Source organism: Patiriisocius marinistellae, from assembly GCF_009014635.1.
GTDB lineage: Bacteria > Bacteroidota > Bacteroidia > Flavobacteriales > Flavobacteriaceae > Patiriisocius > Patiriisocius marinistellae.
This window is the reverse complement of sequence record NZ_BKCF01000003.1, coordinates 329,952-345,636: the sequence shown is the minus strand read 5'-3', so window position 1 is coordinate 345,636 and position 15,685 is coordinate 329,952. Positions and strand designations below refer to the sequence as shown.

Genomic DNA, 15,685 nt, shown 5'->3' with positions numbered 1-15,685 from the left:
AATTGCTACAAATGAATTACTTCTCCATAAGCGTCAGCAACTGCCTCCATTACTGCCTCACTCATTGTTGGGTGTGGGTGGATAGCTTTCAAAACTTCGTGTCCTGTGGTCTCAAGCTTTCTACCTAAAACAGCTTCAGCAATCATATCTGTTACGCCAGCGCCAATCATGTGGCAACCTAACCATTCGCCATATTTAGCATCAAATATTACTTTTACAAATCCGTCTTTTGTTCCAGCTGCACTTGCTTTTCCTGAAGCCGAGAAAGGGAATTTACCTACCTTTAATTCATATCCAGCATCCTTAGCTTGTTGCTCTGTCATTCCCACACTTGCAATTTCTGGAGTGGCATATGTACATCCTGGAATATTTCCGTAGTCGATAGCTTCAGCATGAACTCCAGCGATTTTCTCAACACAAGTGATACCTTCGGCCGAAGCAACGTGTGCTAAAGCAGGTCCTGGGGTTACATCACCAATAGCATAATACCCTGGAATGTTTGTTTGGTACCAGTCATTTACCATAATCTTGCCTTTGTCAGTAACAATACCAACATCCTCAAGACCTATTCCTTCTATATTTGTAACAATACCAACTGCAGATAGTACAATTTCAGCTTCAATAACTTCTTCGCCCTTTGCGGTTTTTACAGTTGCCTTTACTAATTTACCAGAGGTATCTACTTTTTCGACAGACGATTTTGTCATTACTTTAATACCACTCTTTTTGAAAGATTTCTCAAATTGCTTTGATACATCAATATCTTCAAGAGGTACTAAATTTGGTAAAAATTCAACAATGGTTACATCTGTTCCCATCGAATTATAGAAATGTGCAAACTCTACACCTATGGCACCACTACCTACGACAATCATAGATTTAGGTTGCTTTTTAAGAGTCATTGCTTCACGATAGCCAATCACTTTTTTACCATCCTGTGGGAGGTTAGGTAATTCTCTAGAGCGTGCTCCAGTCGCAATAACAATATGGTCTGCACTATATTCTTTTCCATCAACATCTATTTTCTTTCCAGTTTTCAATTTTCCGAAGCCATTAAGAACGTCAATTTTATTTTTCTTCATCAAAAACTGAACACCTTTGCTCATACCATCAGCTACGCCACGGCTACGCTCAACAACTTTAGTAAAGTCTTTGTCATATTCCTTTACTGTCAATCCATAATCCTCAGCATGTTTCAAGTAATCAAAAACTTGGGCACTTTTAAGAAGCGCTTTTGTAGGGATGCATCCCCAGTTAAGACATACACCGCCTAGGCTTTCTTTTTCTACAACTGCAGTTTTTAAACCTAGTTGAGACGCTCTAATGGCAGTAACATAGCCTCCTGGGCCACTTCCTAAAACTATAACATCATATTTGCTCATCGTACTTTTTTTGCTTGTTAATTTATGAATTCAAATTTACTAAATGTGAAATGAAAAACAGATAAATTATAAAAAAGAAAAAATCTTGAAAATTAAAGCTTGATGCGCTTTAATTTTCAAGATTTTTTTAATGAATTAAAAACTACTTATTTCTTCAAATCAACAGACAATGAATTTACACAATATCGCTGTCCAGTCTCAGATGGGCCATCATTAAAGACGTGTCCTAAATGGCTACCACAGTTAGCGCAGAGAATTTCTGTACGTATCATTCCCATAGAAATATCTTTTACATATTCAACATTACCTTCAATGCTCTCATCAAAGCTAGGCCATCCGCAATTACTCTCAAATTTACTCTCGCTTTCAAAAAGTGGATTATTACATGCTCCACAAACATAAGTTCCATTTTCAAAAGAGAGATTGTACTCGCCCGTGTGAGGACGTTCTGTACCCTTTTCTCTTAAAATTTTGTATCGTGCTTCACCAAGTTCTTCTTTCCACTCGGCCTCGGTTTTATTTACTGGATATTTACTCATTTTCTGCAGGGATAAATTTTAATGCAACGCCATTAATACAATGTCTTTTTCCAGTAGTATCTTTTGGTCCATCATTAAATACATGACCTAAATGACCACCACATGTAGCGCAGTGCTCTTCGACTCTCGTGTAACCTAACTTTTGGTCAGTATCAAACGCAACATTGCCTTCAATTACACGATCAAAACTAGGCCACCCTGTTCCACTATCAAATTTGTGTTCACTTTTGTATAATGGTGTATCGCAAGCTGCACACACATAAACTCCTTTATCATATTCTTTATTAAGCTTACTTGAAAAAGGAGGCTCCGTACCTGCATTGCGCAGTACATCGTATTGCTGAAATGTTAACTGTTCTTTCCACTCTGCCTTTGTCTTTGTTACTTCAAAAGTTTCGGTGGTCTTTTCGCCTTTTTGGGCTGTTGAATTACAACTAAAAAGAGTAATACAAGCAATGGCTATAAATAAATTTTTCATATTCTTATTCTTGATTTTTTAGTAATTAGTTTGAAATACGTTCAATTTCCGAAGTATCTACCTCTATCTGTCGTAATAAATCATCCATACTTAAATTTGCGTCTGCAAATTCTGATGGTACTACGGCAATTCTAAATGTTTGATTATTTGTAAATCCTGATCCTAAGGTGTTTAGGTCAATGTCTCCTTGAAGAAATATTAGAACATCTAGAAAAGTGTGGTTAAAGGTATATTGAAATGATCCACCATCAACATAAAGCGTTTGAGGTAGTGGAGACCATACATCAATACTGCCACCATTTCCATCAGAAACAACATCTTCTAACCAATAAACAAGTATTGCATCACTTTCAAAAACGGTAATATTTGAAGGGAAACTTACTAGACTTTCATAGGCATTACCATTATTAAAATTTGTAGTAGTCTCAAAAACTTGTCCTAAAATATTAATACCCGGCTCGCCTGGAGGTCCTTGGTCACCTTCGCAAGATGAAAATATAAGTGCTGTTGTAATACCAATAAATAAAAATAAATGTTTCATATGAGTTTGCTTTTTTTTCTGAAATGTAACAACAACTATTCCGTTATTGTTTGATTGTTATAATGAGAGGTTAAAAGTAATTGGATTATTAAAATTTCGGTCTTAAATAAAAGCTAAAGAAGTTTTGGCTTTGTATTTGATATTTCCGAAGAAATTAAATGACAGAAATTATAATTTTTTTAATAGTATTAAAATGTTAAAAACTGTATTTTTAAATCAGAAAACAAACACCATCATTATGAATTACAAACAATTATTATCCTTAGCCTTTATTGCTTTATTTGCAATAGGTTGTGCTACTAATCCCTTTACAGGAAAATCTACATTAGCACTTGTGCCTAACTCACAAATTTTGCCAATGGCATTTCAGCAATACGACCAGTTTTTAACTGAAAATAAAGTTGTAACTGGGACTTCGCAAGCAAATATGGTTAAAAATGTAGGGCAGAAAATTTCAAGTGCGGCTGAGCGTTATTTAACTGCAAATGGATATGCAGGATATTTAACAGACTATCGTTGGGAGTATAATCTAGTTGATGACCCAGCTGTAAATGCTTGGTGTATGCCAGGAGGTAAAATTGTATTTTATACTGGTATTATGCCAATAGCTGAAAATGAAGCTGGAGTTGCTGCAATTATGGGGCATGAGGTTGCTCACGCACTTGCAAACCATGGACAACAACGTATGAGTGCAGGACAGTTACAACAGGTTGCTGCTGTAGGAGTTGCTGTAGGTACAGCAAGTTCAGAAAATGCTGCTATTTATAATCAAGCCTTTGGAGTTGGTTCAAATGTTTTAGGAATGTTACCCTTTAGCCGTAGTCATGAGACAGAGGCTGATAAAATAGGGTTAACTTTAATGGCAATTGCTGGGTATGATCCTATAGTAGGAGCGAGGCTATGGGAGCGTATGAGCCAAGCGGGAGGTGGTGCACCACCAGAGTTTTTAAGTACTCACCCTGCAAATCAAACGCGTATTAATAATATTATGCAGTGGGCACCAGCAGCGAGAGCTGAAGCTAAAAAGTATGGTGTGACCACATTTAGGAAATAAGAAATAAAAAAATAATTTACTTTTAAAATATCCCGACGATTCGTTGGGATATTTTTATTTTAGACGTTTAATACATTATAATGGCAGAATTAGAAAAAGGGTCTAAAAAATTATTGAATGCTTGGGCATTTTATGACTGGGCAAATTCGGTTTATAGCTTAGTAATCGCATCAGCTATTTTTCCTATTTTTTACGGAGCATTATTTAAGGAAAAAGGTATTGTAACGGTCGAAATTTTTGGTGGCGCAATACGAAGCACTCCTTTAATAACATACACTACTGCAGCAGCATTTTTAATGGTTGCGGTGTTGTCACCATTACTTTCAGGTATAGCAGATTACGTAGGGAACAAGAAAACGTTTATGAAGTTTTTTTGCTACTTGGGAGCACTTTCCTGTATATCTCTTTATTTTTTTAATCTAGATAATATTTATTTGAGCTTATTGAGTTATTTCTTTGGGCTCATTGGCTTTTGGGGAAGTTTGGTTTTTTACAACTCATATTTACCAGATATAGCCCATAAAGAACAGCAGGACAGTACTAGTGCAAAGGGGTACTCATTAGGTTATATAGGGAGCGTCTTATTACTCATATTTAACCTTGGTATGGTAATGTTTCCAGCCATATTTGGTTTAAGTGATGATGGAAGTGGGAGTGTTGAGGCGATGAAAATTTCTTTTATCACCGTAGGGTTATGGTGGATTATCTTTAGTCAGTATTCATTTTATTATTTGCCTAAAGGAAATAAAACGGGTCATAAAGTTACTAGTGCAGTAATTTTCAATGGTTTTAGAGAATTAAAAAGCGTTTATCAATCCCTAACAAGTAATTTAAAATTAAAACGTTATTTAGCTGCTTTTTTTATTTACAGTATGGCAGTACAAACTGTTATGTTAGTCGCTACGTATTTTGGCGAGCAGGAAATTAATTGGGGAAATGATGATGCTAAAACAATAGGGCTCATAGGTAGTATTTTAATCATACAATTGGTAGCTGTTTTGGGAGCTTTTTTAACAAGCAAGGCATCTTCTCGCTTCGGAAATATTAAAACATTGATAGTAATTAACTTTGTTTGGGTACTCTTGTGTATTACTGCTTTTTTTATTTTTGAACCTTTACATTTCTACATTACAGCAGGGGTTGTGGGGTTAGTAATGGGAGGTATCCAGTCTCTTTCGCGATCTACATATTCAAAATTTTTACCTCAAACAAAAGATACCACTTCATATTTTAGCTTTTATGATGTTGCCGAAAAAATAGGTATAGTAATAGGAATGCTCATTTATGGCTTTATCGACCAAGTTACAGGTAGCATGCGTAATGCCATCCTGTTTTTAGTCGTGTTCTTTATAATTGGGGTCATATTACTGTTTAGAGTACCTAAAAAATAAAAAGGATTACACAATTTTTCTTTATGTTTGCGTTATTACCAAAGAACTTACTTACTTAACTATGAAAAAATTTAAACTATTTAATTGGATGCTTGTAGTCTTAATGGCATTTCAATTTGCTTCTTGTAGTGATGAACCCTTAGAAGGGCAATTTCCACAAGGAGGGAATCCAGGAGATAATGAACCAGGGGCTTTCACCGCTAAAATTAATGGAGTAAATTTTACTGCGGCAAGTTCTGCAGCAGTTGTGTTTAATGATGGGTTCTTTACAATTACAGGGGTATCAGGGAGCAATAATGCAATTTCAATAGCAGTTGCTAATGTAGCTACTGGGAGTTTTAATTTAACAGATATTCCTGCTACAGATAATACTGCAGCATATATTGATGCTTCTTCAGCGCTTAATCCATATACTACAGCCAGTGGTCTTAATGGGTCTGGCCAAATGAGTATTACTACATTTAATGAGATGGATATGGTTGTTAGTGGCTCATTCCAATTTACAGGAGTAAGACAGGCAATAGATGGCGACGGTAATCCTCTTTTTGATGGTAATGGAGACCCAATAGTTCAAGAGGTTGAAATTACCGAAGGTGTCTTTACAGCAATTCCATTTACACTTAACGAAGATGGCGGTGGCGGTAATGGTGGTGGAGGTAACGGCGGTGGCGGTGACCCAATGGAGCCAGTTGAAGATTTCTTTGCACTTGCAGATGGTGAAGAACATGTGGATACATCATTAGTAACAACATCAAATGTGGTAGGTGATGAATTGGTTATAAAAATTGAAGCATTAACTGCAACAGGACAATTAATACGTCTTGATATTCCTTCAGATATTGGGATAGGTACATTCCCTATGGAAAGTGAGATATCAGACGGTTCAATGTTAATTGGTCTATATAATGGCAATACAGGAGGGGAAAACCTTAGTTCAAACCCTGGAGAAATGACCATTACTACATTTAATGTAACAGATGGTATTCTAGAAGGAACATTCTTCTTTACTGCAACAGACCCACTAATGCAAGACCCTACAATTGTTGAAATAACTGAGGGTAGTTTTACAGTCTTCACTACTGATATTGCAATACCAGAACCATCTCCTTTTAGAGCGGTAATTGATGGGTTAGATTTTGAACCTGCTGCTATAGATGTTATTGTAACTAGTGAGGAGATAAATATGATTCAAACAAGAACAATCACAGCTACGATTCCTAGTGGAAGAGAAATTACAATAACATTGCCAATTACAGTTGAAGTAGGTGTGTATGACATGGCTACCGAAGTTGTTAATGGAGATGAAGTTGTAGGAACTTATACAGTACCTAATGTAAATACCGTATTTAGTTCAAACCCAGGAACATTGACTGTTCAAGAATATGATCCCGAGACAGGAGATATTAGGGCAACATTTTCATTTACAGCTATTGATAATGTGGGGACAAACCCTGCAATTGTATCAATTACAGAAGGAGAGTTCGCTCAGAATATACTCTAGAGTATCTTCAGAAATTTTAAAACAACAACGCCTCTTTATATTAAATAAAGAGGCGTTGTTGTTTTGCGTTTCAGTATAAAGAGTGACTGTAATTATCTGAAATGTTTAATTTAAAAAACCGCAATGTAGCTCACTACGGTTTTTTGATTTTTACTTATTGTTTACATTTTATCAATATCTCCAGAACCAAATACCTTAGTATCTTTTGTTGTAGGATTTCCAAAATACTCAATATCACCACTTCCATTTACTCTAGCTTTAATACTACTAGAAGCATAAACCGATGCGTCACCTGAGCCTGTTAATGAAATATCTGTCATTGTGGTCTTTAAATTTTTAGCTATTAGATCACCACTTCCAGATACAACAGCGTTAAAAACATTTGTTGTTCCTCTTAATGTTAAGTCGCCACTACCTTTAATATAGGCATTAATTTCTTGGGCTTTCACTTCTAGTTTTAAATCACCAGATCCTGTGAGTTTAGTCTCAAAATTGTTAGTTTTAATTATATCTTTTCCTATCACATCGCCAGAACCAATTAGTGTAACTTTATCTAATTCTTTAAATGGTACTATAACACGTATTCCGTGTGTGGATTTGTAATACGGCAGATTGTTTTTTGTAGTTACTTTTAAAGCACCACCGTTATTAGTTATCTCAACAAATTCTTGAAGATTATCTTCTGCTATGACTTTTATGTTTCCTTCATTACCAGAAACAAGCTCTACTGTAATTGAGCCAATAGTATTAACTGCATGATAGTCTGAGGTAGTAATAGTTTTTGTTATTACATTACCACTTCCTTTTATGTTTTTTTGAGCAAAAGTTATCTGTGTAGCCACAATACATACTGTTATAGCTAAAATGGTTTTTAAATTTTTCATGGTTTTAGTTTTGTGTTAGTGTTATGCTTCCGTAGCGTGAATTTATATTTATGTTGTTGTTTGTATTCTCATTTCCGAAGAAACCCTCGTAATCTTTCTTACTACCTTTTTCATTTTTTGTGGTCATTGTAATAAAATTTGCACCTTTTAATCCTCCATAGCCTAATGATGCATTGAATTTAAAATTATATTTTGGGTGAAGCCCAAGAGTTATTTTTGAGTAGCTTCCTTCTATAATGATATTTTTCATTGAAGCTTGTGTTTTTTCTAAATTGAGTGTGCTGTATCGAGCAGTTACATTAAAATTATTTTGCACATTTTTAAAAAATCCTCCATTATAATCTGCTTTACCATTAACATTTGCTGCGTTATCTACCCTAAGTTTACCATAACGATTGTGATAATTGAGTTCATTGACATTGCCTATGTTACTTTTTGTGTAATCTGCAATGAGCTCTAGATTTTCAGTTTTTTCTAAAGAAAAATCAGAATAGTCAGCATCAATTTTTCCACTTTTCATATAGTTTATCGTAGCGTGGTCTGTGTAACGCATTTTAATATTGTTGTTATCTGCATTTAAATCCCCTAGGATAACATCCCCATACATAGCATTTATTCTAGCTTTGCCATTAATTGTTGTAATTGTAATTGCTCCATATTTGTTAGTTAAATCAACGCTGTTCTCCATAGGGAGTTTAATGGTGTAAATAATCTCATAGGATACATGATTGTTATTCCTTTTCCAACTAGAATTTCTACCGTTTCCTTCAAAATTTGTAGTAGCAATTACAAGGCTGCTGCTTGCCTTAAAGTCTATCGTAATATCTTCTAGCTTTTCTATAGCTTTACTTTCATTATCACTACTTGTTTTTATGAGGACATCTATTACTGTTCTGCTTTCATTCCAGGTTGTAATGTTGATGTTTCCATAGGCATTGTCAACCTTTAATTCGGCATCCGTGTTTACGTTAAACTCTTTAGAAATTTTTCTCTCTTTAGAGTATTTTCCTTTTAACTTACCACCATTAGCAAATAATAATGCTGGAGTTAAAAGCAAGAAAAATAATATATTATAGCGTGATTTCATCTGTATTGTTTTTTTGATTTTTAATATCTTCTATGGTATTAATTACCTCTTGTAGCAGTTCAATTCTATTTTGAAAGTTTGCAATCATGGCAGTTACAACGCGTTTGTCATTACCACTTTGCAATAAATCAACTTTTAAAATTTTGTACTGTGCTTCTAAGGCTTCAATTTCGGTTAGTGTTTCATTTATAATTTCTTTTAATTCTGGGTCGTTATAGCTCTTCAGTGTTTTTAACTCTTCATTGATAGCTGTTGTAAAAAAAGACTGTGTTTGTTGCATCTCTACAGATACACTGGCAAGCTCCGCTTCTTGAGGCACGGTATTATCGTTAAAGAACAGGGAGCCTACAGTAAATAGTACAGCAAAACTGGCTGCAATGGTTAAAGGTTTCCACCATGTAACTTTCTTGTTTTTTATTGTAATAACTTCTTCTTGTGCTTTAAGTTTCTCAAAAAATCTATTTTGATGCCCTTGTGGCGTTTTTTCAACGTCAAATTGACCATTGTCGTTCTTTAATATGTTTTCTATAGAGTTTTTCATCATTATAGGTTTAATTTTTTTCTCAAACTTTCTTTAGCTCTAGAAATCATTGTTCTGCAATTTGCGTTTGTAATATTTAGAATATCACAAATTTCTTCATAATCAAATCCTTCAATAAAGTGGAGTGTTAATACTTGGTCATATTTGGGGTGCAGAGTTTTCATAATTTTTAATAAGTGTTGCACTTTTGGGCTTTTGTTTGATATTTCGGCTATGCCATCTTCATCACTATACATTTCTCCTTTTATTGAGTATTCGTCTAACGGTACATATTTGTTTGATTTATGATACGCTGAAATGCTGTTATTAACAACTATTCTTTTAAGCCATGCGCCAAAGGTTGCCGTACCTTTGAAGGTTTCTAATTTATTAAAGGCTGTCAAAAAAGACTCTTGCATAACATCTTCGGCTAGGGCCTTATCTTTTACGATACGAACAGATGTATTAAACATCGCACGCTCGTAGCGATTATAAATTTCTAGCTGTGCCAAGTTATTTTTCTGCAAACAGAGCTCGAGCAAATTTTCGACTGGTAGTTTAGTTAATGACACTTTTTAATGGTTGGTTGATATAAAGATACGGTGGGTTACTAATTGTTACAGTTTATAAAAAAAATTAATAATATTTACTTTTAATATTGTCTTACATATTAAATAGATTCTGTAGTTTTTTTCTTCGGAAATGTTAAACTAAAAATCAATTATAGTTTAATTATATGGCATACACTTTGAATTATACCAAGCGCTAGAGTTATCAAACCTACTGAAAATCAGTTACTATTAGCATACTTATTTTACAATTAAAAACTAAATCATATAGTGTTTCGTAAATATGTGACACTATGTCTTATCATATACTATGTCAAAATCAAGATTAAAAATATTAGACAGTCTGTCATTACAAGAATTTCAAGATGATGCGGAGTTTATTCCATTGATGTCTACAGAAGATGAAGAAGAAATGAATAATGAAGAGCTACCAGAAATTTTACCCATTCTCCCCCTAAGGAATACTGTTTTATTTCCAGGGGTTGTAGTTCCTATCACTGCAGGCCGAGACAAATCGATAAAATTGATTAATGAAACTAACAAAGGAAATAAAATTATAGGTGTTGTTAGTCAAAAGGAAGAAGGTGAGGAGGAGCCAGGAATAAATGACATTAATACTGTAGGTACTGTTGCAAAAATTCTTAAAGTGCTTAAAATGCCTGATGGTAACACAACTGTTATTATTCAAGGAAAAAAACGTTTTGAAGTCGATCAAGTAATGACTACAGAACCTTTTATTACAGCTACTGTAAGACCCGTTGCCGAAGCACGTCCAGCAAAGGATAATGCTGAGTTTAAGGAAATCGTAGCGTCAATAAAAGAAAAAGCATTACTAATAATTAAGGATAGTCCTAATATTCCAAGTGAAGCTTCTTTTGCTATTAAAAATATTGAAAGTCCTTCATTCCTTATTAACTTCGTTTCATCAAACTTAAACGTATCTGTTGCAGATAAGCAAACTTTACTTCAAGTTAATGACTTGCGAGATAGGGCTATGGAAACTCTTCGTTTTATGGAGCTAGAATTACAAAAGCTTTCTTTAAGAAACGATATTCAAAGTAAAGTTCATAGTGATATAAATAAGCAACAACGAGAGTATTTCTTACATCAGCAAATGAAGACAATCCAAGAGGAGCTTGGTGGTAATTCTTCTGAAGCCGAAATAGAAGAAATGAAAACCCGTGGTAAAGCAAAGAAATGGGATGAAAGTGTAGCAAAACACTTTAAAAAAGAGCTGGCTAAACTACAGCGAATGAATCCACAAGTGGCTGAATTTAGTATTCAGAAAAACTATCTAGATTTATTATTAGAATTACCGTGGAATGAATTTAGTAAAGATAAATTTGATTTAAAGCGAGCTAAGAAAATTTTAGACCGCGACCATTATGGATTAGATGATGTTAAAAAACGTATCATTGAATACCTAGCAGTTCTCAAACTCCGAAATGATATGAAATCACCCATATTATGTTTATACGGACCTCCAGGAGTAGGTAAAACAAGTTTAGGTAAATCTGTTGCCGAAGCATTAGGGAGAGAATATATACGTATCTCCTTAGGTGGGTTAAGAGATGAGGCCGAAATTCGTGGACATCGTAAAACCTATATAGGTGCAATGCCTGGTCGTATCATTAAAAGTTTAAAAAAGGCAGGAACAAGTAACCCAGTTTTTGTACTTGATGAGATTGACAAGCTATCTGTAGGTAGTCAAGGAGATCCATCATCTGCAATGTTAGAAGTATTAGACCCAGAGCAAAATAGCGCTTTTTATGACAATTTTTTAGAGTTAGGGTATGACTTGTCTAAAGTAATGTTTATTGCTACTTCAAACAGTTTGAGTACCATACAGCCAGCATTAAGAGACCGTATGGAAATAATTAATGTTACTGGATACACAATTGAAGAAAAGGTAGAAATCGCAAAACAGCATCTATTACCTAAACAATTAGAAGAACACGGCTTAACTAAGGAGCATTTAAAAGTAGGAAAGGCTCAATTAGAAAAAATTGTAGAAGGATATACAAGAGAAAGTGGTGTACGTGGTTTAGAAAAGCAAATTGCAAAAACTGTACGCTTTGCAGCAATGAAAATTGCAATGGAAGAAGAATATGAAGTAAAAGTAACTAACGAAGCTTTAATAGAAATTCTAGGCCCACCAAAAATGGAGCGTAACAAATATGAAAGCAATGATGTAGCTGGAGTTGTTACAGGACTTGCTTGGACACGTGTGGGTGGAGACATTTTATTTATCGAATCTATTCTTAGTAAAGGAAAAGGAACGTTAAATATGACAGGTAATTTAGGGAAAGTGATGAAAGAGTCTGCCACAATTGCAATGGAATACATTAAAGCAAATGCAGATAAATTAGGACTTAAGCCTGAAATTTTTGATAAATATAATGTACATATCCATGTTCCAGAAGGAGCAACCCCTAAGGATGGACCTAGTGCGGGTATAACAATGTTGACATCATTAGTCTCATTGTTCACACAACGTAAAGTAAAGAAAAGCATTGCTATGACTGGAGAAATTACACTCCGAGGAAAAGTATTACCCGTTGGCGGAATCAAAGAAAAAATACTCGCAGCTAAAAGAGCACGAATTAAAGAAATCTTACTCTGCGAAGAAAATAGAAGAGACATTGAAGAAATTAAACCCGAATATTTAAAAGGACTTACCTTTCATTACGTCAAAGATATGAGTGATGTATTAACACTCGCATTGACAAAAGAGAAAGTGAAGAACGCTAAGAAATTATAATAACAATAAAAGAGTTAAAATATAAGAAAGGAAACCCTTCTTTGTTTTAGCTCTTTTGTCATATAATATTGTTTCCTTTTTTTACTGTTCAAAAATATTTTATACTTGCAGTCGTTACTATGTAAAGACTCCGCGTCCCAATGCCAATGAACCACAAGGTTTTATTTTTATTAGCCTCATTATTAACCATTTCTGCGATTGGGCAAATTGGTGGACGCTCCACTTATTCATTTTTAAATTTAGTAAATAATCCTAGGCAAGCAGCATTAGGAGGTAAAACGGTTACTAACTATGATTATGACCCAATTCAAGGACTATTTAATCCCGCATCAATTAATCCTGAAATGGATAACCAGCTCTCAGTCAATTATAACAATTATATAGGTGATGTAAATTATGGTACCGTAGCGTATGCTTATCTTTGGGATAGGAGAACACAAGTAATACATGCTGGAGCAACCTATATAAACTACGGAAATTTTGAAGGTTATGATGAGAATGGAAATGAAACTGCAAGTTTTAGTGGGGGAGAAGTAGCAGTTTCAGTAGGGCATGCGCGTAATATTCCATTTACAGATTTTCATGTCGGCGGAAATATTAAATTTATTTCATCTACGTTAGAAAGTTACAACTCAGTAGGAGTAGCTGTAGATTTGGCATTAAATTACATTTACGAACCTTGGGATTTGCATATAGCAGGAGTAGCAAGAAATATTGGTACCCAAATTACTCCTTACGATATTGAACTAGAGCAAGTACCATTTGAGTTAATCTTTGGTATTTCTCAAACTTTAGAGCGAATCCCAATTAGATGGCATTTTACATTAGAAAATATGCAACGTTGGAATGTAGCATTTTCAAACCCAGATAGAGAAATTACAGATCTAGAAGGAAACATAACAAAAGAAAATATTAATTTCTTTGATCACGCATTACGCCACATGATAGTAGGAGTAGAGTTGTTTCCAGAAAGTGGATTTAATATTCGTTTAGGATATAATTTTAGAAGAGCAGAAGAATTACGAATAATTGACAGACGTGCATTTGCAGGAATAAGTGCAGGATTTGGTATTAAGCTTAATAAAATTAGGCTTAATTATTCATATTCAAAATATAATACTGCAGCCTCTACAAGTTTCTTTGGAGTACAAGTTGATTTACGATAACTTTGCGCCATGGGAAAAATTACCATTGCCATTGACGGCTTTTCATCTACAGGAAAAAGCACCATAGCCAAGCAATTAGCAGACTGGTTAGATTATATATATGTTGACACTGGCGCTATGTACAGAGCCGTCACATTATTTGCAATGCGTAATAATTTTATCTCTTCGGAAATATTAGACAGTCAAGGATTAATTTCAAGTCTTGAAAATATTTCAATTACATTCAAAAAAAATCAAAAAACAGGAATTGCCGAAGTTTATCTTAATGGTGAAAACGTAGAGAAACAAATAAGAACCTTAGAAGTTTCAGAATTTGTGAGTCCCGTTGCAACTATTTCTGAGGTAAGAAAAAAATTAGTACATCAGCAACAAGTGATGGGACAGGGTAAAGGTTTAGTGATGGATGGTCGTGATATTGGAACTGTAGTTTTTCCAGATGCTGAATTAAAAATTTTTCTTGATGCATCTGCAGAAAAGCGAGCACAACGCCGTTATAAAGAGTTACTTGAACGCGGTGATGACATTCTTTATAAAGACGTGCTGGAAAATGTAATAGAACGAGATCATATTGACTCTACACGAGAAGACTCTCCCCTTCGCAAAGCAGAGGGTGCTATTGAAATTAATAATAGCGAAATGAACCTAGAAGACCAATTTCATATAATTCTACAACTTGCAAAAGACAGAATTGCGGGCAGATTATAATTTTTTTTAATATTTCCTCTTTTATAACAAACCCTTTCTTTATCGGTATTTGTTTTACATTAGGTCAGATTTTTCCTACACATTTTTTTCGTAATTAGTTAGTATTTAAACTTTTAACCGATAATATCGCTTTTAATCGATGGAAATGTGTAACTTAGCCAAAAATTAATAGCCCCGCATCACATTTTTAAGGTGACGCATTTATTTAACCCTTAATCATTTTATTATGAAAAACCTACTAACAATTACAGCTTTGGCCAGCGCAATGGCTTTCACAAGTTGCTCAAAAGAAGCATCACTTGAAGAACAAGAAAATGCAAACTTAACGACAACATCACAAGTAAACTTAAATGCAAAAGAACAAACTCCTAACGAAATCTTTGATACTCAAAGAAGAGGTATTTATAAAGGAGTGATTGCAGCAGGACATTCTCAAGATAGAGGAGTTATTTGGATAAATGTAGAAAATAATGGAGAGTATTCAGCCTATGCAGAAATGGAAGGTGGAGAAATTATCGATTACACTTCTCAGGGAGATTATTCGCAAGAAACAACTGACCAATCATTTAATTTTATTGCAAACAATAGTTCTTTTATCCTAGATTTAAGTCAAGTTAAAGCAAGAGTTACAAATGCATCGATAAATAATGAACTTTATTTTATAGAAATTACAAAAGAAACTAGTACAAGAAGGTCAAGTGTTCTTACAGGTACTTTTAGTGATCCAGAGAATCCTTTTTTTAGCGGTACTTGGAATTTAACTACTACAGGTGAAACTACAGGTGGTGCATTTGGTGAAGAGTATTTTGATCAACTTATAGTTACATATAATGGTTATATGTTTACAGATAATAATTTTGAAAATTTTGATGTTTGTACTTTAGTTGATTATTTACCAGGTGCTGATGTAGATAGTGTATTAGCTGGAGGACAAACTTCTGATCTTAGCGGGCCTATTACATGGCACTTGGTAAGAGATGCTGCACTCATTGGGGATTATACTAATGAAGGTTGTACAGGAGCCACTTCAGGTACTTTTTCTTGGAGTGATGCTAATGAAGCATATGATGGAGTTATCCTTCTAGACTAACAATATTTTATTTTGTT

Annotated in this window: 15 protein-coding genes; 7 read left to right on the top strand and 8 right to left on the bottom strand. The window is 34.4% G+C overall.

Features of this window, described 5'->3' with window-relative positions; translation table 11 throughout:
• Window positions 1–5: 5 nt before the first annotated feature.
• From lpdA to GB234_RS10230, 4 genes are all read right to left on the bottom strand, one after another.
• Window positions 6–1,382: a dihydrolipoyl dehydrogenase gene (gene lpdA / locus GB234_RS10245; protein ID WP_151894465.1), complete on the bottom strand. Its 1,377-nt coding sequence runs from the start codon at window positions 1,380–1,382 to the stop codon at window positions 6–8.
• 146 nt (window positions 1,383–1,528) lie between these two features.
• Complete coding sequence (gene msrB / locus GB234_RS10240; RefSeq protein WP_151894464.1) at window positions 1,529–1,921, bottom strand: peptide-methionine (R)-S-oxide reductase MsrB; 393 nt, start codon at window positions 1,919–1,921, stop codon at window positions 1,529–1,531.
• Complete coding sequence (msrB, locus tag GB234_RS10235; RefSeq protein WP_151894463.1) at window positions 1,914–2,399, bottom strand: peptide-methionine (R)-S-oxide reductase MsrB; 486 nt, start codon at window positions 2,397–2,399, stop codon at window positions 1,914–1,916. The genes msrB (GB234_RS10240) and msrB (GB234_RS10235) overlap by 8 nt, the downstream gene beginning before the upstream one ends.
• Window positions 2,400–2,424: 25 nt before the next feature.
• Complete coding sequence (locus GB234_RS10230; protein WP_151894462.1) at window positions 2,425–2,940, bottom strand: collagen-like protein; 516 nt, start codon at window positions 2,938–2,940, stop codon at window positions 2,425–2,427.
• Between the two features lie 238 nt (window positions 2,941–3,178).
• On the opposite strand from GB234_RS10230, the gene GB234_RS10225 reads away from it, so the two are divergent.
• The 3 genes from GB234_RS10225 (at window position 3,179) to GB234_RS10215 (ending at window position 6,886) form a co-directional block, all read left to right on the top strand.
• Entirely contained in the window at window positions 3,179–3,994 is an 816-nt protein-coding gene (locus GB234_RS10225; protein WP_151894461.1) for a M48 family metallopeptidase, read from the top strand.
• Window positions 3,995–4,074: 80 nt separating this feature from the next.
• Window positions 4,075–5,385: an MFS transporter gene (locus tag GB234_RS10220; protein WP_151894460.1), complete on the top strand. Its 1,311-nt coding sequence runs from the start codon at window positions 4,075–4,077 to the stop codon at window positions 5,383–5,385.
• A 61-nt stretch (window positions 5,386–5,446) separates the two neighbouring features.
• Window positions 5,447–6,886, top strand: a complete 1,440-nt coding sequence (locus GB234_RS10215; RefSeq protein WP_151894459.1) for a DUF6252 domain-containing protein — start codon at window positions 5,447–5,449, stop codon at window positions 6,884–6,886.
• Window positions 6,887–7,047: 161 nt separating this feature from the next.
• Here the strand turns inward: GB234_RS10215 and GB234_RS10210 are convergent, their stop codons facing one another.
• The 4 genes from GB234_RS10210 to GB234_RS10195 are packed head-to-tail and all read right to left on the bottom strand — an operon-like array spanning window position 7,048 to window position 9,949.
• Complete coding sequence (locus tag GB234_RS10210; protein WP_151894458.1) at window positions 7,048–7,770, bottom strand: head GIN domain-containing protein; 723 nt, start codon at window positions 7,768–7,770, stop codon at window positions 7,048–7,050.
• A gap of 4 nt (window positions 7,771–7,774) precedes the next feature.
• Window positions 7,775–8,857, bottom strand: coding sequence for a hypothetical protein (locus tag GB234_RS10205; protein WP_151894457.1), 1,083 nt, complete (start codon window positions 8,855–8,857; stop codon window positions 7,775–7,777).
• The gene (locus GB234_RS10200; protein ID WP_151894456.1) at window positions 8,841–9,398 is read right to left on the bottom strand and encodes a hypothetical protein; all 558 of its coding nucleotides are present in this window, start codon (window positions 9,396–9,398) and stop codon (window positions 8,841–8,843) included. The genes GB234_RS10205 and GB234_RS10200 overlap by 17 nt, the downstream gene beginning before the upstream one ends.
• Window positions 9,399–9,400: 2 nt before the next feature.
• Window positions 9,401–9,949, bottom strand: coding sequence for an RNA polymerase sigma factor (locus GB234_RS10195; protein WP_151894455.1), 549 nt, complete (start codon window positions 9,947–9,949; stop codon window positions 9,401–9,403).
• Between the two features lie 307 nt (window positions 9,950–10,256).
• Here GB234_RS10195 and lon point away from each other — a divergent pair, with 307 nt between their 5' ends.
• The 4 genes from lon (at window position 10,257) to GB234_RS10175 (ending at window position 15,668) form a co-directional block, all read left to right on the top strand.
• Window positions 10,257–12,707 carry an endopeptidase La gene (lon, locus tag GB234_RS10190; RefSeq protein ID WP_151894454.1) on the top strand — a complete coding sequence of 817 codons (2,451 nt, stop codon included), beginning with the start codon at window positions 10,257–10,259 and terminating at the stop codon, window positions 12,705–12,707.
• A 146-nt stretch (window positions 12,708–12,853) separates the two neighbouring features.
• Complete coding sequence (gene porQ / locus GB234_RS10185; protein WP_151894453.1) at window positions 12,854–13,873, top strand: type IX secretion system protein PorQ; 1,020 nt, start codon at window positions 12,854–12,856, stop codon at window positions 13,871–13,873.
• A gap of 9 nt (window positions 13,874–13,882) precedes the next feature.
• The gene (gene cmk, locus GB234_RS10180) at window positions 13,883–14,578 is read left to right on the top strand and encodes a (d)CMP kinase (RefSeq protein WP_151894452.1); all 696 of its coding nucleotides are present in this window, start codon (window positions 13,883–13,885) and stop codon (window positions 14,576–14,578) included.
• Between the two features lie 226 nt (window positions 14,579–14,804).
• Window positions 14,805–15,668 (top strand): hypothetical protein, encoded by an 864-nt coding sequence (locus tag GB234_RS10175; protein ID WP_151894451.1) that lies wholly within the window; start codon window positions 14,805–14,807, stop codon window positions 15,666–15,668.
• The last annotated feature ends 17 nt before the right edge of the window (window positions 15,669–15,685 follow it).

Excerpts from the sequence above, each read along its gene's own strand:
- GB234_RS10215 (WP_151894459.1), top strand. The coding sequence starts at position 5,447 with ATGAAAAAATTTAAACTATTTAATTGGATGCTTGTAGTCTTAATGGCA.
- GB234_RS10225 (WP_151894461.1), top strand. The coding sequence starts at position 3,179 with ATGAATTACAAACAATTATTATCCTTAGCCTTTATTGCTTTATTTGCA.
- GB234_RS10175 (WP_151894451.1), top strand. The coding sequence starts at position 14,805 with ATGAAAAACCTACTAACAATTACAGCTTTGGCCAGCGCAATGGCTTTC.
- GB234_RS10200 (WP_151894456.1), bottom strand. The coding sequence starts at position 9,398 with ATGAAAAACTCTATAGAAAACATATTAAAGAACGACAATGGTCAATTT.
- GB234_RS10230 (WP_151894462.1), bottom strand. The coding sequence starts at position 2,940 with ATGAAACATTTATTTTTATTTATTGGTATTACAACAGCACTTATATTT.
- msrB (WP_151894463.1), bottom strand. The coding sequence starts at position 2,399 with ATGAAAAATTTATTTATAGCCATTGCTTGTATTACTCTTTTTAGTTGT.
- GB234_RS10220 (WP_151894460.1), top strand. The coding sequence starts at position 4,075 with ATGGCAGAATTAGAAAAAGGGTCTAAAAAATTATTGAATGCTTGGGCA.
- lpdA (WP_151894465.1), bottom strand. The coding sequence starts at position 1,382 with ATGAGCAAATATGATGTTATAGTTTTAGGAAGTGGCCCAGGAGGCTAT.
- GB234_RS10210 (WP_151894458.1), bottom strand. The coding sequence starts at position 7,770 with ATGAAAAATTTAAAAACCATTTTAGCTATAACAGTATGTATTGTGGCT.
- porQ (WP_151894453.1), top strand. The coding sequence starts at position 12,854 with ATGAACCACAAGGTTTTATTTTTATTAGCCTCATTATTAACCATTTCT.
- cmk (WP_151894452.1), top strand. The coding sequence starts at position 13,883 with ATGGGAAAAATTACCATTGCCATTGACGGCTTTTCATCTACAGGAAAA.
- lon (WP_151894454.1), top strand. The coding sequence starts at position 10,257 with ATGTCAAAATCAAGATTAAAAATATTAGACAGTCTGTCATTACAAGAA.
- msrB (WP_151894464.1), bottom strand. The coding sequence starts at position 1,921 with ATGAGTAAATATCCAGTAAATAAAACCGAGGCCGAGTGGAAAGAAGAA.
- GB234_RS10205 (WP_151894457.1), bottom strand. The coding sequence starts at position 8,857 with ATGAAATCACGCTATAATATATTATTTTTCTTGCTTTTAACTCCAGCA.